This window comes from Actinopolyspora sp. BKK2, assembly GCF_011291845.1.
Classification (GTDB): domain Bacteria; phylum Actinomycetota; class Actinomycetes; order Mycobacteriales; family Pseudonocardiaceae; genus Actinopolyspora; species Actinopolyspora saharensis.
In genome coordinates, this window is the sequence record NZ_JAANTE010000013.1 from 80,842 (window position 1) to 101,896 (window position 21,055).

General features: G+C 67.5%; 15 protein-coding genes and 2 pseudogenes. 10 read left to right on the plus strand and 7 right to left on the minus strand.

What is annotated here, in order from left to right:
* Positions 1-169: 169 nt before the first annotated feature.
* Genes G9Q41_RS20585 through asnB form a run of 4 tightly spaced genes read left to right on the plus strand, consistent with a single transcriptional unit; the run spans position 170 to position 6,388 of the window.
* Positions 170-1,420 (plus strand): 3-deoxy-7-phosphoheptulonate synthase, encoded by a 1,251-nt coding sequence (locus G9Q41_RS20585; RefSeq protein ID WP_165633849.1) that lies wholly within the window; start codon positions 170-172, stop codon positions 1,418-1,420.
* A 16-nt stretch (positions 1,421-1,436) separates the two neighbouring features.
* Positions 1,437-2,921, plus strand: coding sequence for an MFS transporter (locus G9Q41_RS20590; RefSeq protein ID WP_207631614.1), 1,485 nt, complete (start codon positions 1,437-1,439; stop codon positions 2,919-2,921).
* Positions 2,921-4,519, plus strand: coding sequence for a tyrosine 2,3-aminomutase (gene cmdF / locus G9Q41_RS20595; protein ID WP_165633848.1), 1,599 nt, complete (start codon positions 2,921-2,923; stop codon positions 4,517-4,519). The genes G9Q41_RS20590 and cmdF overlap by 1 nt, the downstream gene beginning before the upstream one ends.
* A gap of 54 nt (positions 4,520-4,573) precedes the next feature.
* Positions 4,574-6,388: an asparagine synthase (glutamine-hydrolyzing) gene (gene asnB, locus G9Q41_RS20600; protein ID WP_165633847.1), complete on the plus strand. Its 1,815-nt coding sequence runs from the start codon at positions 4,574-4,576 to the stop codon at positions 6,386-6,388.
* Positions 6,389-6,877: 489 nt separating this feature from the next.
* On the opposite strand, the pseudogene G9Q41_RS21630 reads toward asnB, so the two are convergent.
* A pseudogene (locus G9Q41_RS21630) lies at positions 6,878-7,797 on the minus strand (MFS transporter); the annotation flags it as partial.
* Between the two features lie 310 nt (positions 7,798-8,107).
* Positions 8,108-8,833, minus strand: coding sequence for an SDR family oxidoreductase (locus G9Q41_RS20610; protein ID WP_165633846.1), 726 nt, complete (start codon positions 8,831-8,833; stop codon positions 8,108-8,110).
* Between the two features lie 330 nt (positions 8,834-9,163).
* Here G9Q41_RS20610 and G9Q41_RS20615 point away from each other — a divergent pair, with 330 nt between their 5' ends.
* Positions 9,164-10,366: an IS110 family transposase gene (locus G9Q41_RS20615; protein ID WP_165633845.1), complete on the plus strand. Its 1,203-nt coding sequence runs from the start codon at positions 9,164-9,166 to the stop codon at positions 10,364-10,366.
* A gap of 89 nt (positions 10,367-10,455) precedes the next feature.
* Here G9Q41_RS20615 and G9Q41_RS20620 read toward each other — a convergent pair whose 3' ends face one another.
* A complete protein-coding gene (locus G9Q41_RS20620; RefSeq protein ID WP_165633844.1) occupies positions 10,456-11,256 on the minus strand; it encodes an SDR family oxidoreductase in 801 nt (266 codons plus the stop codon).
* Positions 11,257-11,348: 92 nt separating this feature from the next.
* Between G9Q41_RS20620 and G9Q41_RS20625 the strand changes: the two genes are divergently transcribed.
* On the plus strand, positions 11,349-11,936 hold the full coding sequence (locus G9Q41_RS20625; protein ID WP_165633843.1) for a MarR family winged helix-turn-helix transcriptional regulator: 588 nt from the start codon (positions 11,349-11,351) through the stop codon (positions 11,934-11,936).
* A gap of 162 nt (positions 11,937-12,098) precedes the next feature.
* Here G9Q41_RS20625 and G9Q41_RS22805 read toward each other — a convergent pair.
* From G9Q41_RS22805 to G9Q41_RS20640, 3 genes and pseudogenes are all read right to left on the minus strand, one after another.
* Positions 12,099-14,066: pseudogene (locus tag G9Q41_RS22805) on the minus strand (FAD-dependent monooxygenase).
* Positions 14,067-14,347: 281 nt separating this feature from the next.
* Complete coding sequence (locus G9Q41_RS20635) at positions 14,348-14,665, minus strand: hypothetical protein (protein WP_165633842.1); 318 nt, start codon at positions 14,663-14,665, stop codon at positions 14,348-14,350.
* Positions 14,666-14,845: 180 nt separating this feature from the next.
* On the minus strand, positions 14,846-15,541 hold the full coding sequence (locus tag G9Q41_RS20640) for a YukJ family protein (RefSeq protein WP_165633841.1): 696 nt from the start codon (positions 15,539-15,541) through the stop codon (positions 14,846-14,848).
* A gap of 684 nt (positions 15,542-16,225) precedes the next feature.
* On the opposite strand from G9Q41_RS20640, the gene G9Q41_RS20645 reads away from it, so the two are divergent.
* From G9Q41_RS20645 to G9Q41_RS20660, 4 genes are all read left to right on the plus strand, one after another.
* Entirely contained in the window at positions 16,226-17,443 is a 1,218-nt protein-coding gene (locus G9Q41_RS20645; RefSeq protein ID WP_165633840.1) for a histidine kinase, read from the plus strand.
* Positions 17,440-18,123: a response regulator transcription factor gene (locus G9Q41_RS22810; RefSeq protein ID WP_165633839.1), complete on the plus strand. Its 684-nt coding sequence runs from the start codon at positions 17,440-17,442 to the stop codon at positions 18,121-18,123. The genes G9Q41_RS20645 and G9Q41_RS22810 overlap by 4 nt, the downstream gene beginning before the upstream one ends.
* Positions 18,124-18,201: 78 nt before the next feature.
* The gene (locus G9Q41_RS20655) at positions 18,202-19,416 is read left to right on the plus strand and encodes a DUF418 domain-containing protein (RefSeq protein WP_347567623.1); all 1,215 of its coding nucleotides are present in this window, start codon (positions 18,202-18,204) and stop codon (positions 19,414-19,416) included.
* Between the two features lie 322 nt (positions 19,417-19,738).
* Positions 19,739-20,110, plus strand: coding sequence for a hypothetical protein (locus G9Q41_RS20660; protein WP_092520927.1), 372 nt, complete (start codon positions 19,739-19,741; stop codon positions 20,108-20,110).
* A 193-nt stretch (positions 20,111-20,303) separates the two neighbouring features.
* Here G9Q41_RS20660 and G9Q41_RS20665 read toward each other — a convergent pair.
* The coding region (locus tag G9Q41_RS20665; RefSeq protein ID WP_165633838.1) for an RNA-guided endonuclease TnpB family protein at positions 20,304-21,055 on the minus strand (752 nt) is incomplete at its 5' end.

Sequence of the window (21,055 nt, forward strand, 5' to 3'; positions counted from 1 at the left end):
GGCTCGATCTCTGTGGACCAGGACAAACCTGGCTCCAAGTTGCACGTGTTGTCCGATCCAGCCGGGTTGTCCCTCGTAGCTGGCTTTTCAGGCGCCAGCCAACACCCTACGACGGTGAGGGACTGAACTCCATGGTCTCCGGGCTTCTATCGAGACACGATCTAAGTGCATGTCTTCCACGGAAACCAACCACGTCGCGGCCCACTCCACCGGATCGGTGGCCGTCAAGGCCGCTCATCAGCCTGACTGGGCGGATCCGGAGTTGCTCGCCGAAGTGCTGGCTCAACTCGGCGAACGTCCGCCACTGGTCTCAGCGGAGTCCGTGCGGGCGCTATCGGGCGAATTGGAGTTCGTCGCGCGCGGAGAGGCCTTCGTGATCCAGGCCGGGGAGTGCGCCGAGCTGTTCGCTGATTCCGGGCATGCACGGATCCAGCACAAGTCCGCGCAGCTGCACCAGCTCGCCGATCGCATGGAGGAGGTCGGACTGCCCACGGTGCGCCTCGGCCGTTTCGCGGGCCAGTACGCCAAACCGAGGTCGTCCCGGACGGAGACCTCGCCGGACGGGACGGTCGTCCCGTCCTACTTCGGAGATGCGGTGAACGAGGTATCCCCCACCACCGCAGCCCGCCGGCTCGACCCCGCACGGTTACTGTCGGCTTACGACCACGCAGCCGGCGCGCTGGACGCACTTTTCATGCGCCAGCTGCTGCTCTCCGAAGGCGCCAGCGGAGTTTCCTCCATGCTCGCGCCGACCTACATCAGTCACGAGGCCCTGTTGCTCGACTTCGAGCACTCGCTGATCCGCACCGATCACGTCAAGGGCAGCAGCTACGCCTCCTCGGCACACCAGCTGTGGATCGGAGAGCGCACACGTCAGCTCGATCACGCACACATCAAATTCGCCGAGGCGATCAATAACCCGGTCGGAGTCAAACTCGGTCCAACCGCGGAACCACGCGAAGTAGCTGAGCTCGGGGAACGACTGGCCGCTGGACGGACCATCGGCAGACTCAGCTTGGTCGTGCGGATGGGCGCTCGGCAGCTCGCGGGGCGATTACCCGCGATCATCGACGCGCTGGGGCCCCGTGCTCGGGAAGTGGTGTGGCTGTGCGATCCGATGCACGGCAACACGGTTCACGCTGAGGACGGGACCAAGACGCGGGTGCTCTCCCACGTCCTCGCGGAGGTCGACCAGTTCTACGAGGTGCTGAGGGCACAGGGATGCTGGCCGGGTGGTTTGCACCTGGAGGCCACGCCTGACGACGTGACCGAGTGCGTCGACAGTCCCGACGAGTTGACCTCGACTCCCGCATGTCGTCGCTTCGAGTCCGCTTGTGATCCTCGCCTGAATCCCACCCAAGCTGAGCAGGTGGTCCGGCGTGCTACCGTCAACACGGTGTTTAGACCTAAACAAGATTAGGCGGTAATGAATGCCCGTGACCACTGACATGCCTGCCCGAGGAGCCAGCAAGCGGGATTGGGTGGGTATCGGAATAACGTTGCTGGCCACGTTCATGGGGCAGATCGACATGTTCATCGTGAACGTCGCCAGTCCACCGATCCAGGCGGACCTGGGCGCTTCGTTCGCACAGATGCAATTCGTGATCGATGGTTACATCATTCTCTACGCGGCCGGCATGGTGACCTGCGGAAAACTCGGCGACAGGTTTGGCCGCAAAAGAGTTTTCCAGTACGGCGTCGCGGCATTCACGGTCACTTCGCTGTTGTGCGCCCTGGCTCCGTCGGCGAACCTGCTCATCATCGCTCGCGTATCGCAGGGGGCTGCGACTGCCGTCCTCATGCCCCAGGTGCTGTCGATCATCCAGGGAACGTTCACCGACTCCCGGGACCGCCAGTGGGCCATCGGGCTGTACGGGGCGATGATCGGACTCGGCGTCGTCTGCGGTCTGATCGGCGGTGGCCTGTTGCTGCACTGGAACATTTTCGGCCTGGAGTGGCGAACCGTATTCCTGATCAATGTTCCTGTCGGCGTACTCATGCTGGCCGTGGCACCGACCACGGTGCGGGAGAGCCACAGCGCCACCAGCGCTCCGCTGGACATGGTGGGAACAGCGCTGACCGCGACAGTCCTGCCAGCTTTGTTGGTACCGATGTTCCTCGGCGCGGAGCACGGATGGCCGCTGTGGGTGTGGGTGTGCTTCGCCGCCGCCGGGGCACTCGTGGTCGTGCTGTTCCGACATCAGGATCGACTGGCAACCAGGGGAGGCGACCCGTTGCTCCCACCAAAGCTGCTGCGCCGTCCGGGATTCCCGGTCAGCATGGCGGCCATCACGGTGTTCTTCTGCGGTAATTCCGGCTGCTTTCTCGTGCTGACCTACCATTTGCAGTCCGGCCTGGGCCTGGGGCCGCTCGGCACCGGGTTCGTCTTCGTCCCGATGGGCGCGGGATTCGCGTTGGCTTCGATATTCGGGCGCGGCCTAGCCGAACGGCACGGGAGCCGGGTCCTGATCCTCGGAGCGCTGCTGATGGCCGCCAGCTACGCGCCGATCCCGCTCATCGTGCAACTCGGCCCGGATACCCAGTCCAGAACGCTCGCCGCGGTGATCGGACTCTCCGGCGTCGGGCAGGGGCTGGTGGTGTCCCCACTGATCAATCTGATCATGACGCAAGTTCCCGACGGATTGGCCGGAGCCGCATCCGGGGTCGTCAACACGATGACGCAGGCGGCCATGGCTCTCGGCGTCGCCGCGGTGGGCACCCTGTACCGCGGCCTGCTCGGTGCCAACCCGCAGCAGGTTTCCGGCGTCATTCCGAGGCACGACTACGCCACCGCGTTCGCGATCACGTGTGTCCTGCTCGGACTGCTCGCGCTGACGACCGCCGTTCTCAGCGGCGTTCTGGGACGCCGGATCAAAAGTCGGGCTCCGGCGGAGGATACCCCCCTCGTGGAGGTGGGATGATGGCCGACTCCTCGAACACCGCTACCGTCCACATCGACGGTGAAACGCTGCGTCTGGAAGACGTGCGGGCCGTAGCCGAGCAAGGCGCGAGTTGCGCGATCCCCGATCCCGTTCTCGACCGGGTGACGAGCAACCGCGAAACACTGGACCGGCTCGTAAGAAGCCGCACCCCGGTTTACGGGGTGACGACCGGGTTCGGCGAGATGGTCAACTTTCTGATATCCCCGGACCGGGAAACCGAACTGCAAACCAATCTCGTACGCAGTCACAGCTGCGGGGTCGGGGACCTTTTCAGCGCGACGGAGTCCAGAGCCATCCTGTGTTCCAGGCTGAACTCCCTGCTCCGGGGATATTCGGCTGTTCGGCCGGAGCTGGTCCGCCAGATGATGCTCTACCTCGACGAGGACATCGTCCCGGCGATTCCCGAGGTAGGATCACTCGGCGCGAGCGGGGACCTGCCCCCACTCGCGCATGCCGCCGTGACCCTCATCGGAGAAGGGTACGTGCTGGGCGCCGACGGTCCCGTCGAGACGAGCCGAGTTCTGCACGAGCGTGATATCGCACCGCTGCGGCTGCGGTTCAAGGAGGGTTTGGCGCTCATCAACGGGACTTCGGCCATGACCGGACTCGGTTCGCTGCTCGTCTGTCGGGCCCTGGACCAGGTCCGCCAGGCCGAGACCATCTCCGCACTGGTGCTGGAGGCGTTGCGGGCCTCGGCCACCCCGCTGGCTGCCGAGGGGCACGAGCTCGCTCGGCCGCACCGGGGACAGATCGATTCAGCGGCGCACATGCGCGCCCTCACCGCGGGCAGCGCGGCACTGCGCTCCGAGAGCGAACTGCGGGAAATGGCGCGGTGCGCCTCGACCGGGCACTCCGGGGACACCGGTGTGGAACGCACCGACGTCTTTCTGCAGCAGGCCTATTCACTGCGCGCCGTTCCACAGGTGCTGGGGGCTGTGCGGGATGCGTTGGCGCACGCCGAGCACGTGTTGCGGACCGAACTCAACTCCGCCAACGACAACCCGCTGCTCTTCGAGCATGGACAGGTCTTTCACGGCGCGAACTTCCACGGGCAGTCGGTGGCGCTGGTCATGGACCACGCGTGCCTCGCGCTGACCCAGCTCGGCGTACTCGCGGAGCGCACTGTCAACAGGTTGCTCAACCGGCATCTCAACGGAGGACTCCCCGGATTCCTGGTAGGCGGCGAGCCGGGCCTGTCCAGTGGGCTGGCCGGGAGTCAGTACTCGGCCACGGCACTGGTCGCGGAAAACCGCACCATCGGCCCGGCCAGCATCCAGAGCATCCCGGCCAACGGCGACAACCAGGATGTCGTGAGCATGGGGTTGACCGCCGCTCGCAACGCGCGGCGCGTATCGCGAAACAACGACCGCATCCTCGCGGTGGAGGCGGTGGCGGCCGCGCAGGCGGTGGACGCCGCAGAGCGCTACGACCAGCTCAGTCCCGCAGGTCGGAGAACGTACGACCGGATCCGCGGCCTCGTCTCGACGCTGTCAGCGGACCGTTTCATGTCCACCGATCTCGAGCACATGGCCAACGCTCTCGGCTCCGGGGCGCTCCTGGACCTTCCCGGGGACTAGGCCGCTCCGCGGCGAGTGATGAACGAACAAATCACAACGGAAGGGGAACTTTCCATGTGTGGCATCGCCGGTTGGGTCGATTTCCACCGCCCCAGGGCCCACGAACGCGCGGTCCTCGAGAAAATGACCACCACCATGGCCCCGCGGGGTCCTGATGCCGCTGGAACGTGGCTGGGAGAGTACGTCGGACTCGGACACCGCAGGCTGTCGATCATCGATGTGGCCGGCGGGACCCAACCGATGACCGCCGGGGACGCCTCGGCACCGCACGCCGTGCTGTCCTACAGCGGCGAGATCTACAATTTTCGGGAAATTCGGGACCACCTGCGCGCACGAGGTTACGTGTTCCGCAGTCGCAGCGACACCGAGGTCGTGCTCCTGTCCTACCTCGAATGGGGGACGAATCTGGTCGACCGGCTCAACGGAATGTTCGCCTTCGCGGTCTGGGACGCGCACGAACAACGCCTCGTCCTCGTGCGCGACCGGCTCGGGATCAAGCCACTCTACTACGCCGAGCACGAGGGCGGTGTGCTCTTCGGATCGGAGCCCAAGGCCGTCCTGGCGCATCCTGAGTTCACCAAGACTGCTGACCGGGAAGGTCTCGCTGACCTTCTCGCACTGGTCAAGACCCCCGGAAAGACGCCGCTGCGTGGTTTGCGGGAATTACCGCCCGGCCACGTCCTCACCGTCGACCGCACGGGCAGTCGGCTGCATCGCTACTGGAGCTTGCAGTCCCAACCGCACACCGAGGACACCCCAGCCACGAGCGCACGAGTGCGGGAACTGTTGACAGACATCGTACGCCGACAGCTGATCACGGACGTCCCTATGTGCACACTGCTGTCCGGTGGCCTCGATTCCAGCGCGCTGACCGGTATCGCCGCTCGAGAGCTCGCTTCGCACGGCGAGGGGCCGGTACGGTCGTTCTCGGTCGACTTCAGCGGCAACAACCGGGACTTCCGCAGCAGCGAGTTCCGACCTGAGCGGGACAACCCGTACGCGGTGCTCGCCGCGGAGCACATCGGAACCAACCATCGAACGATCGAGCTGCCTCCCGAGGTGTTGACCGACGACGCCGCACGGCGCGCCGTGCTCGAGGCCCACGATCTGCCGCTGACTTTCGGGGACGTGGACACCTCCCTGCACTGCCTGTTCTCCCGCATTCGCGACCACTCGACGGTCGCTTTGTCCGGCGAGTCGGCCGACGAAGTGTTCGGGGGATACGGATGGTTCCACGATCCGGCGGTCGTTGCCGGTTCCGAGTTCCCGTGGCTCAGCAGGATGCGGCTCATCGAACCCGATCTGTTGACACGGCAGTTCCGCGCAGAAACGCAGTTCGACGACTACGTGGCCGACGCTTATCGGACCGCGCTCGGCGAGGTCACCCCACTCGATTCCGAGGACGCCGCGGAGCGGCGGATGCGCGAATTGAGCTACCTGCATCTGACCAGGTGGTTGCAGATCCTGCTGGACCGTAAGGATCGACTCAGCATGGCCGCCGGACTGGAAGTTCGAGTTCCGTTCTGCGATCACCGGCTCGTCGAGTACGTCTACAACATCCCCTGGAAAATCAAGACTTTCGACGGCAAGGAGAAGAGCGTGCTGCGCGACGCCGTCTCCGACCTCGTTCCATCCGGGATCCTGCACCGCAAGAAGAGCCCCTACCCCACTACCGCAAACCTCGCCTACGAAAGAGACCTCCGTTCCAGGACGACCGCATTGTTGCGGGACAAGGACTCCCCGGCATGGGAGATCGTCGACCGCGACGGCATACGCCGTCTGCTGGACCGGCCGGTGGGGCACTTCGACTCGCAGCTGAGCCGGAATCCGTTCGAAACCACTCTGCTCCTCAACCAGTGGTTGCGGTGACGAACCGCGACAGGGCGATCCGAACTCCGACGAAGTAGTGCCGGTCGGTAGCGGAGGCCGAGCGGGGCCCGCAGCGGAGAAGACGGTCGTGCGAGAACCCGGTGCCACGCGCTCGCTTCCCCGGCGCTCCCCTCCGCTACTGCGGGGAAGCCCCGCCCGCCCACCAGGCCGACTCGACGACACCGAAAGCGGAGCTCCGTCCGGCGGTCGAACCGACGGGGCGGGGGTTCGCGGAAACCCCCGCCCCGGCAGCCCCGTCGGACGACGAGCACACTGCTCACGTGAAACGACACGGCAGCAGGGTCGCGACTGGTTCGCGCCACAGTGGTCGGTCTCACTGCAGGAGGCCCGGACGTTGGCGACGCGAGTCCAACGGCGCGTTGCTGGTGGCTGACCACCGACGGCGACGTGGGGGATCGAGCGGGTGCGGCACCCACCGCTCGACGAGGCGTCGCCGCCCCTCGACGTCCAGCGGAGCGTCGGCACGGGTCACCGGGCCGTGGCCTGCCCGTCGGCACGGGGCGTGATGCCCCGCAGGAGCGGTAGGGCGATGTTCAACGCGATCGCGAAGAGGAGGGTGCTGGCCCAGACTGGGCCAAGTTCTCCGAGACCGGTTTCGAGGGGGCTGCCGCGACAACGGGGCAGCCAGTCGCACCGAGGTTGAGGGCCGTGGTCGCATACGAGCCCCCATGGTGGGAGCGTCTGATGCCTCGTGTACCATCCGGGCGATCAGGATGCTGCCCAGGGCAGGAGAACACGCCCTGAACGAGCACCAGGACCGGCAATGCGAGCGGGTGGACGGCCAGGGCGGCGAGCTCGATCCAGCCGAGCAGCACCAGCGGGCCGCCGACCGCGACGAGTTGGCCGGGACGCCGGTCCGACAGACGCCCCGCGATCCTGACTCCCAGCAAGGCTACGAGCCCGAAGAGCACCAGCACGACCGAAACCCAGAGCTCGGCCAGCCTGGCGGTGTCGGTGACGATCGGAGCGAGGAAGGTGAAGGGGCCGAAGGTGGCGGCGTTGACCAGTGCCGCCAACACCATGACCAGGATCAACCGGGGCCGGGCGAGCTGGGCAAGCTCGGTAAGCAGGCCCGGGCTCGTCGCGTGCCCCTGCTCCGACGTGTTGGTGCGGGGGAATCCCTTGCAGGACACCGAGGGCCGCGGGAAGGTGCGGCGGGGGTGATCGCCCAGAAGACGGCTCGCCCGTCCAGCACGGTGCCCAGCACCGCCCCGCCGGCCCCCGGCGATGATGGCCACCGTCGTGCCCGACAGCAGCTCCGCCGGAGCGCGCCCCCTCTGATCGGGTGCCACGAGAGCGGACGCGGTCGCCAGGGCCACGGCCAGGAAACCCGCACTCGCCACAGCGGCGAGTACACGAATACCGAGCAACACCGGAAAGCTCGAGGTCAGCGACCGCCACGGCGAGCAGAGACAGCGCAAGAGGCATCAAAGGACTCCGAGATGAGGGGCACAACGAGAAGAAGAGATCTCGTCACCGCGGTCAGCACCCCGACGATGCGCGCAGCGGCCCCGACCGGGGAAAGCGGTCGAGACGCGAACGAGGAACCTGGTGGTTCAGGGGGCTGACGGCGTGACCGGCAGCCCCACCTTGCAACTCTCCGGATTCGACATGCACCGCACGCTACTCAACTGCCCCGATCGCAGCGCAACTGGGATCACCGTTGGTCAGCATCATGAACGTCCCGCCCCGCGACAACTAGCGGGTGGTGGACGCGCCCCCGTTGACATTGATCACTTGGCCGGTGACGAAGCGCGCGCCGGGAGACGCGAGGAAGGACACGGCCTCCGCGATCTCGGCGGGATCCCCGTGCCGCCCCAACGCGGTCAGCGACACCAGGTTGTCGTGGGCGTCCTGCGGGAGCCCGGAACCGAAGAACTCGGTGTCGGGGAAGTATCCGGGGGCCACCACGTTCGACGTGATGTCGCGGGGACCGAACTGCTTGGCCAAACCGACGTTGTAGGAAGCCAGCGCCGCCTTCGCGGCGCCGTAGGCCCCACCACCCTGATCGGCGCCGATCGATCCGATGTGGACCAGTGCCCCGCCGGTGTTGAGCTTGGCGTCGCACGCTTCCGTCATCAGGGCCGCGGAGATGAGGTTCGCGTCGATGTTGGCCCGCCAACGCCGCAGGCTGCCTTCGAGACCACCGTCGGCGGTCATGCCGAAGTCGGTGTTTCCCCCGGCGTTGTTGACCAGCACGTCCAGCGGGCCGTCGATGCTCGCCACGGCACGTTCGACCGCTTCCGGATCGGTCCCGTCGCAGGGCAGGGCGTGCACGTTGTCCCCGAGGGCGCGAACGGCCCTCTCGAGCACGTGCGCACGCCGCCCCGTAATGTACACGTGGTCCGAATCCTTGGCGAACCTGGCGGCGATGGCGTAACCAAAACCGGTCCCCCCACCGGTCACAAGCACCGTCCTGTTCACAGAGCACTTCCCTCCACTTGTTGTTTAGGCCTAAACAGGCTATATCAAAGCTTGTCGCCGAGCAAGAAACACCGGGTGCGCATTGGCGCACCCCCATTACCTTTTGGTTGTCCCCGCAACGGGGTTCCCGGCCTGTGGGCTCGGCAGGACTTGTCCCCCCTGTCATGCATGATCCGGGGGGTGGTGTCACCGGGTCTGCAGGCACCGCATGACCGCTGATAGAGGCACGAGCACTGCTCTGATCAGGGCGGAAGGTTCTGTGTAATGTGGATGCCGGCTTGAGCGGTGCCGCCTGGCAGGCCGGGAGGACCTGCAACGGACAGGAGTATCGTGGCCGAGTCAGACGAGATCGGCGCCTTCGTGGGTCTAGATGTCGGCAAGGGCGAACACCATGCCCGCGCCCTCACCCCGAACGGCAAGAAGGTACTGGACAAACGGCTGCCCAACAGTGAACCGAAACTGCGGGCCATCATCGACAAACTGCAGGCCAAACACGGCACCGTGCTCGTCGTGGTCGACCAGCCCGCCTCCATCGGGGCACTGCCGTTGGCACTCGCCCGTGACGCAGGATGTCGGGTGGCCTACTTGCCCGGACTGACCATGCGACGACTGGCCGATCTCTATCCCGGTGAGGCCAAAACCGATGCCCGCGACGCAGCCGTGATCGCTGATGCCGCCCGCACCATGCCCCACACCTTGCGAGATCTGGCTCCCGACGATGACACCGTGGCCGCCCTGTCGATGCTGTGCGGCCACGACGACGACCTGGCCACCGAGGCCACCCGCGTCCGTAACCGCCTGCGGGGATTGTTGACCCAGATCCATCCGGCTCTGGAACGCGTGCTCGGCCCACGCCTGGACCACCCCGCCGTGCTGAAGCTGCTGTCTGACCACGGCACCCCGGCCTCGCTACGACACACCGGTTACGACGGCCTGGTCGAACTGTTGCGGCCACACGCCCCACGCATGGCCGACCGCTTAGCCAGCGACATCCTCACCGCCCTGGAAGAACAGTCCGTCGTCGTGGCAGGCACCGAGGCAGCAGGAGTGGTCATTCCCAACCTCGCGGCCAGCCTGCGAACAGTGATCGAGCAACGCCGCACCCTGGAAACCGAGATCGAAACCTTGCTGGAGGCCCACCCTCTTTCCACAGTCCTGACCTCGATGCCCGGTATCGGTGTCAGGACCGCCTCCCGCATCCTCATCGACGTCGGCGACGCCAGCCAATTCCCCACCGCCGCCCACCTGGCCGCCTACGCCGGGCTCGCCCCCGCCACCCGCAGCTCGGGTAGCAGCATCCGCGGCGAACAACCAGCCCGACGCGGCAACAAACAGCTCAAACGCGCCTTCTTCCTCGCCGCGTTCGCCTCCCTGAACCACCCACCCTCACGCGCCTACTACCGCAAGAAAACCGCCCAAGGCAAGCACCACAACCAAGCCCTCCTCTGCCTCGCACGACGCCGCTGCGACGTCCTCTACTCCATGCTCAAAAACGGCACCCTCTACCAACACCCACCACCCACACCCCCTTGACCAAACCCATAGAGGCACCCCCCCGACAGGTCAAACCCCGACCGCGAAACAGGCGGACATAGAACATGACACGTACTCACAAAATTTGACTAGTAACCGAACGCCGTGGGAGCGTTCTGCGCCCGATCCGCCGGAATGTTCGCCCCGTTGATCCCACGGGCCTCCTCCGACAGCAGGAAGCGAGCCGTCGCAGCGACCTCGTCGACCTCCACGAGCTCCCGAGCAGGGAATTCCTGCTGGAACCCCGCGTAGGCCTCCGGGGCGGCCACGCGTAACCGATCCCACGTACCGCCCGGCACCAGCATCGACCCCGGCGAGAGAGCGTTGATCCGCACGCTGTACTGCCCCAACTCGCGCGCCCACGTCGCGGCAAGACTGAGCTGGGCCGCTTTGGCCGCCGCGTACTGGGCGGGAGGTGCGGGCTTCCAGCCGGAGATCGACGAGACCAGCACCACCGCCCCGCCCGAGACGCCGAAGTACGGCAGGCAGGACCGAAGGGCGCGGGACGGATGTCCCACGTTGAGCTCGTAAGTCCGCCGCCAGTCCTGCGGAGTCGAGGCAGTCAACCCGCCACCGCTCGCACCTCCCGCACACAGCACCAGGCCGTGGACACCCCCCAACGCGTCCGCGGAGCGCTCGATAAACCCCTCGATATCCCCATCCGCGACGTCGAGCGTCTCACCGTACACCTCGGCACCACACTCACCCCGCAGCTCGTCGGTAGCGCTACGCAGCTTCTCCACATCCCTGCCGCACAATGCCAACGCATCGCCCTGCTGAGCCAGACGCTTCGCAATGGCGAACCCCAACCCCCTGCTACCTCCCGTGACAATGACAGCGCGCCGCATTCCGGCATGCCCGTCACCGCCCTGAAGATGGACCGGTGCCATGGATAACTCCACTCGTCAACACGGGACACCTTTTTGTTTAGGCTTAAACATTACCGTATCCTGATCTCGGATAAAACAGGAGGCACACAACGATGGCGGAAAACGATTCCGACGACCGAAGCACGCGAGGTGAGGAGCAGACCCCTCCGGACGCGGCGGACGAGATAGCCGAAGCATGGAGACAAGAGCGCCCGGGTACACCCGTCGAATCGATCGGAGTGGTAACACGACTGTGGCGGCTGGCCAAGCTGTTCGGCGAAGACCGGCGGCGCGTGCTGTCCGATTCCGGAGTCGACTCCGCGACCCTAGATCTGCTGAGCGTGATTCGTCGCAGCTCGGCGCCTTATCGGCTGACCACACGTCAGCTGTCCGAGCTGACCCTGGTCAGTGCGGGGGCCATTTCCCAGCGGGTGGCCAAGGCCGAACGCGACGGTCTGGTGGTCCGCTGGCCGGACCCCGGTCCCGACCGCTGCATGTGGGTGGAGCTGACGCGAGACGGCCACGCACTCGTGGAACGGACGGTCGACAGGGTGCTCAGCCGTGAGCTCGAGCTGCTCCAGGGACTGGACCACGAGCAACGTCACCAGCTGGGCGATCTGCTGCGAACCCTGCTGCGCGATGTCCAAGAACGGCAGGGCGACCATGGCGTGTCCCACGTGGGCGAAACCGGCACCCCCTAGAACTCCTGAAGAGGTGCTCTCGGAGGGCAGTGGTCGGTGGACACGCGCCACCGGGCCAACGACCGCTCCGGACGCGCCGACGGCACGCCAGGTGCGGCGGCCCGGTCGGTCCGACCGAGGACGGGCCGGGCCGACCGGGTACGGCTCGAGGCAGCGCGCGGGTCACGCGCCGCGGAATGGGGCCGCCGCACCGGCACTGTCACGACCGGACGGAGTGGCGGGTGGACCGACCTCGACCAGCGCTCCGCCGAGGAAGTCGACCAGCTCGCGGTGGGCGTCGAACGAAAGCACGTTCGCCACGTACTGGTCCGGCCGCACGACCACAAGAGCCCCCTCCTGCCGGTCCAGGCCACGCAGTTCGAAGACGTCGGTGGCCGTATCGGGGCAGAAGACCTTCTCGTGGTCGACGAGCCCGAACGGGCCCTTGCGCGGCAGCAGGACCGGCGGCAGGTCCGCGACGGTAACGTCGCGATGCCCCTGCTGGAACACGGCCCGCACGTCGAGCACCGAATCGGGATCGGCACCGGGCGGGGTGAACCGGGCAATCGGCGAGCTCTCCGTCGCCAGGAAATCCGCCAGCTCCCGCAGTCGGGAATCGGGGTCATCCGGACGCGGCCGATCGGCGAACGCGTAGAGCCGCCAGGCGCCGTCGGCCCGGGCCGCGTGGCCGAGGTGCATCGGCTTGGCATCGGCCAGCCGCACCACCGGCGCGGAGCGGAATCGCATCCCGAGCCGGAAACCCTCCGCCAGGTGCTGGTGGCTCGGTTCCGCGGTGAGCACTGAGGGTCCGTAGCGGACCGCGACGCCCGCGGTGAACCGCCCCTGCTCGCGGAAGTAGCGCTGGAACCGCCCCGGGTCCGCGTCGCCGTCGTCGTCCGGCCGTTCGCTGAACAGCGCCGCGAACTCGCGGTCGAAGTCGATGAGCTCCCGGGCGACCTCCTGCCGTTCCGCGGAGTAGGTGCGCAGCACCTCGGGCCGCGCGGTCCCCCGCAGCACCGTGCCGAGCTTCCAGCCGAGGTTCCAGGCGTCGGCCATCGAGACGTTTCATGCCCTGCCCGGCCTTCGCACTGTGGGTGTGGCAGGCGTCGCCGGCGAGGAACACCCGGGGCGGACGGGGTCGGCCTCGGTGTCACCGACGTCGTCGAAGCGGTCGCACAGGCGCTGGCCGACCTCGTAGACCGACCACCAGCCGACGTGCTTCACATCGATGCTGTAGGGATGCAGGATCCGATTGGCCACCGCGGTGAGCTTGTCCGGGGTCACGCTGCGGTCGCGCAGCATCTCGGCGTCGCGGTCGTTGTCGAGCTCGATGTAGAGCCGGACCAGGTAACCGCCCTCACGCGGGATGATCAGGATGCTGCCCTGCTCGGAGTGGACGACGGACTTGAGCCGGATGTCGGGAAAGTCGGTGACGGCGAGCACGTCCAGCACACCCCAGGACTGGTTGGTCGCGTCACCCTCGAGACGACGACCGATGGCCTGCCGGGTGGTGCTGCGCGCACCGTCGCATCCGACCACGTACCGGGCGCGGACGGTCGAGGTCTCGCCGGTCGGCTCGGAGCTCTCCACATGCCACATCGTGACCGCGACCGGGTGTTCGGACTCGCCGTCGGCATCCACCCGCACATCGGTGGTGTGCAACCCGTGGAAAGGCTCGGCGCGGGTGGCCGAGCGGCGCATGTGATCCCGCAGGTAGGACAGCATCCGCGCCTGGTTGACGATCATGTGCGGCATCTCGGACAGATCGTCCTCGACGTCGTTGATGCGTCCGGTGCGCACGATCGAGGACCTGTCGCCGGGATCCGGCCGCCAGAAGGTCACCTCGTTGACCTGGTAACCCTCGTGGACGAGCTGGTCAGCCAGCCCGAAGGCCTCGAACATCTCCACCGTGCGGCACGCGACGCCGTCGGCCTGGCCGACCTCGAGCGGCCCGTCCCGCCGGTCGACGATCACGGTGTGGATGTCGGGGAACTCTGCGAGCTGGGCCGCCAGGAGCAAACCGGCCGGGCCGCATCCGATGATCACGATGTCGGCCTCCTCCGGCAGGCCGGCCGGACGCTCCGCCAGCGACGGGTGGGGCTCCGCGACGAAGGGGTCTCCAGGCTTGTAACCGTCGAGGTAGAACTGCACTGATCTGACTCCTCCGGGTGTCGAACTCCCCGGCCGTCGAAGCGAAGGCCGCCGAGCCCCGCAACCGAGCACCGGGTGGCACGTTCCACCCATCGTGCGGCGACTCATACCTCGCGGAACAGCTCGTTCTGCTGTGCAGAATCCCCCGGAACGGGGAACCAGTCGCGCCCCCGCGAAGACCCCGCGAAAAGCGCGGACTCGCTCACGAGCAATCGTGGAAAAGAAACACACCACCAGGGCCGCCAACAGCAGCCCGACCACAACTGCCCGGGATCGTCGCTTCAGGAGTGAGTGGACCGCTGCCGCGTCCGTCGACGCTGCCCCGCTGCGGCGAACAGCATCGCAGCCGCAGCCAGAAGTATGCCCAGGATTCCGGACGGATCGTTCTGCACCACAACGGTGATCACGGCACACACCAGCATCACCGCCACCGAGCTCCACACGACGGTTTCCCAGTTACCCACCGGCTTGACCACGTTCGGCTCCTTCCCGTGCTGGGTTTCCGAACGTAGCAGGGATCCGAGCACCGTGGTGGGCGAAATACGCTCGAACGCAGCGGAAGCAACCGGGCCAAACACCGCCGAGCCAGCCGCGGGCACCCTCCGGTACCCCGGCCGACAGCGGTCTGCCGACAGCGGTCTGTCGACCGGGGCCAGTCGGCGGTGAATTCCGCCGATATCGCCGAAAACCCGGCCAGCGCGATGAGGACGGCGACGAGGAACCGACCCGAACAGCGGAAGGATTCCCCGCCCCGCCCGTGGCCTGCGCGACGCCGCCGCTCACACCGCGGCCTTCTGCTCCGGCCGCGACACCTCGCTCTCGGGCGCGTGCCCGGTCTCGTCGTCGGTGTTCCACGACTGGCTCTGGAACGCCAGGAAGATGGCCACCCAGCGGTCCTCCTCGGCGAAGTGCAGCAGCAACCCACCGTCCTGCCACACGCCGTCGTCCTCGCGGTACTCCTCGCTGTTGCCCTGGTTCATGTGCACGCTGTGCACACCGTTGCCCGGCTCGAACCCGAACACCTTGTCCGGCTGTTCCTCCGGCCCCCACGGCTCGCCGAACACGTAGGCGTAGGCCGACGAATCCTGCTGCGCCCGGTTCACGTAGCGGTCCAGGAAATCGGCCAGATCGTTGTCGGCCCCGTCGACGTCCGGAGGCACGGGACGCATCTGCGAACGCTCCACCAGATCGGCACGGACGTAGTCCAGGCTCGCCCCACCCGATTCCGACGACAGGGCGTTCCACCCCGAGCCCGCCGCGGGCAGCTGCTCGATCAACGAATGCCGGAAGTCCTCGGCGGCGAAGTACAACAACTCCCACGGAGGCTGCGCGGACTTAACGTTGACCGCGGCGCGGTAGTGCGTTCCCCCGTCGTCGACGAGATGAATCTGGTAGTGCGGCGTGTCGTCGGAACTGCCCTCACGACGAGTGTCCACCACGCGAGCCGTCACAACACCGTACGAACGCAGCGGCATGACACCGCCCCCTTCCCCCGTCGCATACCCACCGTTTCGGGTATCGCCTCGATCAGTCTCACCGCACACGGTGGACGCGGTGATCACTCCGCGGCAATGACACCTGCCCCCATTTGACGACCTCGTCCACCAACGGTCATCCGTTCGCGCGATGACGTTCACGCGGGGTTCAGCACGCCTGCCGAACACCCGACCCAGAGAACCACCGCCACATCCGCGTGAACCAGGCTGACGAGCACAAGTGCTGTCGGCGATCCACAACCGACCGCTGCTCTCGGTCGAGATCACCGCTCCGCGGCGGAAAGAGCATCGCCCCGGCCGTGACGACCAGTTCGACCCAACCTAGAACCGCCAGCACCACACCGCCCCCGTCCGGAGCGACGACGGGCAGCCGCCCCTTCCGCGGTGAACGCCAGAACCAAACCGACGACCAGCAGGACCGCACCGACGAACAGCGATTCCACATTGGCGGACAGGAAACCGGGCCGCACGTTCGCCGGGGCGATGGTCCCCACCACGGACACCCCCGGCACCGCGATCACTACTACGATCGCACCCCCGAACCGGCGGCCTCCACAGGCGATCGCACAACGACGCCGGACGCCGAAGCGCTGGGGCACGGCGGGCCGGGCGAGCGCCGTGACGCCGACGTGCCACGGACGACCTCGACCCCGGGAGCAGCGCATGACCACCGACGCACGGTCTGCCCGCACGCCGCGTTTCATGGACCACTACTCCAGCACCTGGTGGATCGCCGAGCTGCTCAGCACCCTGCTGCTGGCCTGGCCCCTCTTCACCGTGCTGCGGCAGGGCCCGCCGCTGTGGATCTCGGCCGCGCTCGTCACGAGCATGGGGTGCTGGGTGGCGTTCCTGGGAGCGGAGCGGTACTCGCCACGCAGCGCCACGACCGCGCTGGCCGTGTGCTCGGTGCTGTCCTCGGCAACCGTCGGCACCGCGCAGGGCACGGCGATCATCATCGCCGCGGTCTCCGTCGGGATCCTCGCCTCGCACCCCACCCCCGGCGCCCGGCTCATCGCCGGCGTTTGCGCACTGGACATGACCCTGGTCAGCGCCTCCGTCCTGACCTCGGAGACCTCTCCGATCGTGCTGCTCAGCGCGATCCCCGTGATGCTCGTGCTCATCCTGCTCGGGCTCAGCAGGCGGCAGTACCAGATCCACGCGCAGCGCACGGCGCAGCTGCTCGAAGAGCTCCGCCAGGCACAGCAGGCCCGGACACGAGCCGCCGCTCTGGACGAACGCGCCAGGATCGCCAGGGAGATGCACGACGTGCTCGCGCACTCCCTCGGAGGCCTGGGCATGCAGCTGGAGGTCGCCGAAGCACTGCTGAACGAGCAGAAGGACCCCGAAACCGCGCTGCAGCACGTGCGGCGCTCCCGACGACTGGCCGCCGACGGACTCGCCGAAGCACGCAACGCGGTAGCGGCGCTGCGCCGCGACATCCCCTCGCTGCCCGCGGCGCTCGACGAACTGGCCGACAACCACCGACGCGATCAGCACACCGACGTATCGGTGCACACCACCGGAACCGGACGCTCCCTGCCGTCGGGGGTGACGGTGTCCCTGCTCGACACCGCCCGCGAGGCGCTGACCAACGCGGCCAAGCACGCCCCGACAGCCGCGATCGCCATCACCCTCGACTACGGTGAGTCCTCCATCCGGCTGCGGGTGCACAATGCCGGTGTGCCCGAAGCAGCGAACTCCCCGGCCCCGCTCGACGACGACCCCGACGACAACCGGAGCCACCGCGCCGAGGGCTTCGGGCTCACGGGGATGCGCGAACGCCTCGCGCTGGTCGATGGGCGCTTAACGGCAGGACCGGACGGGGCCGGAGGGTGGTCGGTGACCGCCGACGTCCCGGTGACCGAGGGGAGCCACCGGTGACCGCGAACCCGATCCGAGTGATCGTCGCCGACGACCAGCAGATCACCCGCGAAGGACTCGTCGCGCTGCTGGGCCTGATCGACGGTGTCGAGGTGGTCGGCAGCGCCGCCGACGGCAGCCGGGTACTGGAACTGATCACCACCGTCCCCTGCGACGTGGTGCTGATGGACCTGCGGATGCCGGTGCTGGACGGTGTTCAGGCGACGCAACGACTGCGCGCCGAGCACCCGGAGATCGCGGTCGTGGTGCTCACGACCTACTCGGACGACGGGTCGATCAGCGCGGCGCTGCGGGCGGGCGCGCTCGGCTACCTGACCAAGGACACCGGACGCGGGGAGATCGAGGCCGCGCTGCGCGCCGCCGTCACCGGACAGTCCACGTTCAACGCCCCCGTCTCGCAACGGCTCGTCGCGGCGCTGACCGACCCTGCCGGAGAGCCTTCCGCCGAAGCCCAGCACGCTGCCCGCGAGCACCACCCGCCCGACGGCCTCACGGCCCGGGAAGGCGAGGTGCTCGCGCTCATCGCCGCGGGACTGAGCAACGCCGAGATCGCGGGCGAGCTGTTCATCGGCGAAGCCACGGTCAAGTCCCACATCAACAACGCCTTCGCCAAGATCGGGGCACGCCACCGGGCCGAGGCCGTGCGCTACGCCTACGAGCATGGCCTGACGCGGGATTAGGCTCCCACCGGATCTCCACCCGCGACTCCACCCGCGGGTGCAGGACTGCGCGCGTCCGCATTCCTACGCTCGACGAGCGTGAAGCAGCAGCGACCCGCGCCCAGCACACGCCCCGCGCACACCCCGGATCAAGCCGCGACGACGAGCACGACGCAGCGCATCGAGGCACTCGACCTGGTGCGCGGCGCGGCGATCCTGGGCACGCTCGGCACCAACATCTGGATCTTCACCGACCCCGACGGGCCCGCCGGATGGCTGCGGGCGATGGGCAACCGCGACGGATCACTCGCCGACGTGGTCGAATCGCTGCTGCTGTTCCTCGTCAACGGCAAGTCCGTGGCGCTGCTGTCCATCATGTTCGGGGTCGGGCTCGAGCTGCAGTACCAGTCCGCGCGCCGCCGCGGACGAGCATGGCCCGGCAGATACCTGTGGCGGTGCGCGCTGCTGCTGCTCGAGGGAGCACTGCACTACCTGCTGATCTTCGAGTTCGACGTGCTCATGGGCTACGCGCTGGTGGCGATGTACGTGTCCGTGCTCGTCGGGGCCCGCAGGAAGGTGCGGCACTGGTGGATGGCCACCGCGGCGCTGCTGCACACCGGCATGATCACGGTGCTCACCCTCGGGATGCACACCGGACACGTCGCCCTGTCACCCCCGGGCTGGGCGGGCACCACGCTGTACAGCCACGGCGGTTGGCTCGAACAGCTCCAGGCCCGCATCACCGAGATCGGAACCTACCGGGCCGAGCTGGTCATCGTGATCCCGATGAGCACGGTCCTGTTCCTGGCCGGCATCGAGCTGATGCGCGCGGGCGCGTTCGCCGACGCACCGCACGGGACCGCGATCCGCACCCGGCTGATCCGCTGGGGACTTGGGCTCGGCGTCCCGGCGAACCTGGTGACCGCCTTCGCCGGGCAGGAGTGGTTCTTCGTGGACCGCTACGTCCTGCCGCCCGTCGTCGCGTTCGGCCTGCTCGGCCTGATCGTCGAACTCGCGCACCGCACCAGCGGTCGCCCGGGGCCACTGCGCAGCGGTCTGGCCTCGACCGGGCGGACGGCCATGTCCTGCTACGTGTTCCAGAACCTGCTCAGCAGCGCGCTGTGCTACGGCTGGGGGCTCGGGCTCGCGACGACCCTCGACCCCGCCCGCCCGTGGTGGGTCCTCGCCGCGTGGTGCGCGGTCGTGGGCACGTTCATGACGCTGGCCTCGTGGTGGCTGCGCCGCTTCCGGCGCGGCCCGCTCGAATCGGCGATGCACTGGGCCTACGAACCGCGCGGCCCAGCCCGCGCGTAGTCGCTCGGGCCACTCCTCCCCATATCGGGTCCGCGGAGCTGGCCCGAAGCGTGAACAGCCACGAGCACGACCCGTCCGCGGCGTCTCGGACACATCCCGGCGAACCGCACCGAAGCGTTCACGAGAACCGAGCGGCGACGAAACAGTGCCGCCCCTCCAGGGCCTTCCCGCAACACCACGACGCCGGTCCGCACCGAACCGACTTCCCGTTTTTCGCGATTTCCCCGCACGTACTCGTCGACGTCCTCTAAGCTCTGCCGCGTCGATCGACGAAGAATCGTCGACAGCAGAACGGATCTCATCGAGAACACCGGGAGCTCTCGTGAAAACACTCGGGAAAACCGTCCTGGCCACCGCCGGAGCCGCACTGCTCGCCCTCGCACCGGCGACACCCGCTTGGGCCGCCCCCTCCGAAGGGGCCGCGGGGAGCGAGAATCACGTAGCTGAGCAGCAGGTCTCCCCGATGAAGTGCGGCGACTTCCTCGGCACCAACATCCGGGTACGTCGTGCGCCCTTCCTCGACTCCGCGGTCAACGGGTACGCCAGCCAGGGACAGTACTGCGTGCTGTACGGCGACGAGGCCACCGGCGACTGGGCCTCGTGCGGCGACTACTCCTCCAACCAGTGGCGTTTCGTGGAGATGAGCAACGACCCCTTGCGCGGTTGGGTGCTCGACTGCTGGCTGAGCCACTGACAGCGCGCTGTCCCTCGACGCTGAATCGGGACGACGAGCGGCTGCTCGCCCGTTCCGGAGCGGACGAGCTCGCCGCGGCCACCCCGTGCTCCCCGGATCTCGTGCACCGAACTCCGTGATCACGGGATGGCAACACCGTCTTCACATTCACCGTTCAGGAAACGTGTGAAGGTGTTCCTGAGCCGTCGTATTGCTACGCGGCGTTGGCCCCGGCCCGTTGGGTCGGGGTCTTCCCGTGGCGGTACCCGCTGCCAGCGGGGCTGGTCTTACGTGGGTTTCCAGCGGGCTCGTTTTTCGTCGCCCCGCAACTCGGGGAGGACGCCAGGCCCGCGAGGTTGCGGGCCGCGTTCAGGTCGCGATCAGTGCGGTAGCCGCAGTGATCGCAGGTGAATGTCCGCTCGGACAGGCGCAGTTTGGCTGTCACCGCACCACAGTCGTTGCAGGTCTTCGAACTGGGATAGAACCGGTCGGCCACCACGAGCTGTCGGCCGGTCCAGGTGGTTTTGTAGTCGAGCTGACGCCGCAGCTCGCTCATGCCCACGTCGGAGACGGCTCGGGCCAACCGGCGGTTGCGCACCATCCCGGCCACGTGGAGGTCTTCGATCACCACGGTGTCGAACTCGGCCACCAACCGGGTGGACAGCTTGTGCAACCCGTCCCGACGCGCGTTCGCCACGGCGGTGTGCAGCTTGGCGATGCGGGCTTGGGTTGTGCGCCACCGGTTCGATGGTTTCTGCTTGGTGCGCTTGTCCGGGCCCTGCTGGCGGGCGGCTTGGCGCTGCAACCGGCGCAGCTCCCGCTGCGCGGCGTCGAGGTGTTTCGGGTTGGCAACGGTCTCTCCGGTGGACAGCACCGCCAAGTGCTTCACCCCGAGGTCCACACCGACCTGCCCGCCTGTGGTCGCGGGCTCGGGTTCGGTCTTGGTGATCTCCACGGAAAAGGACA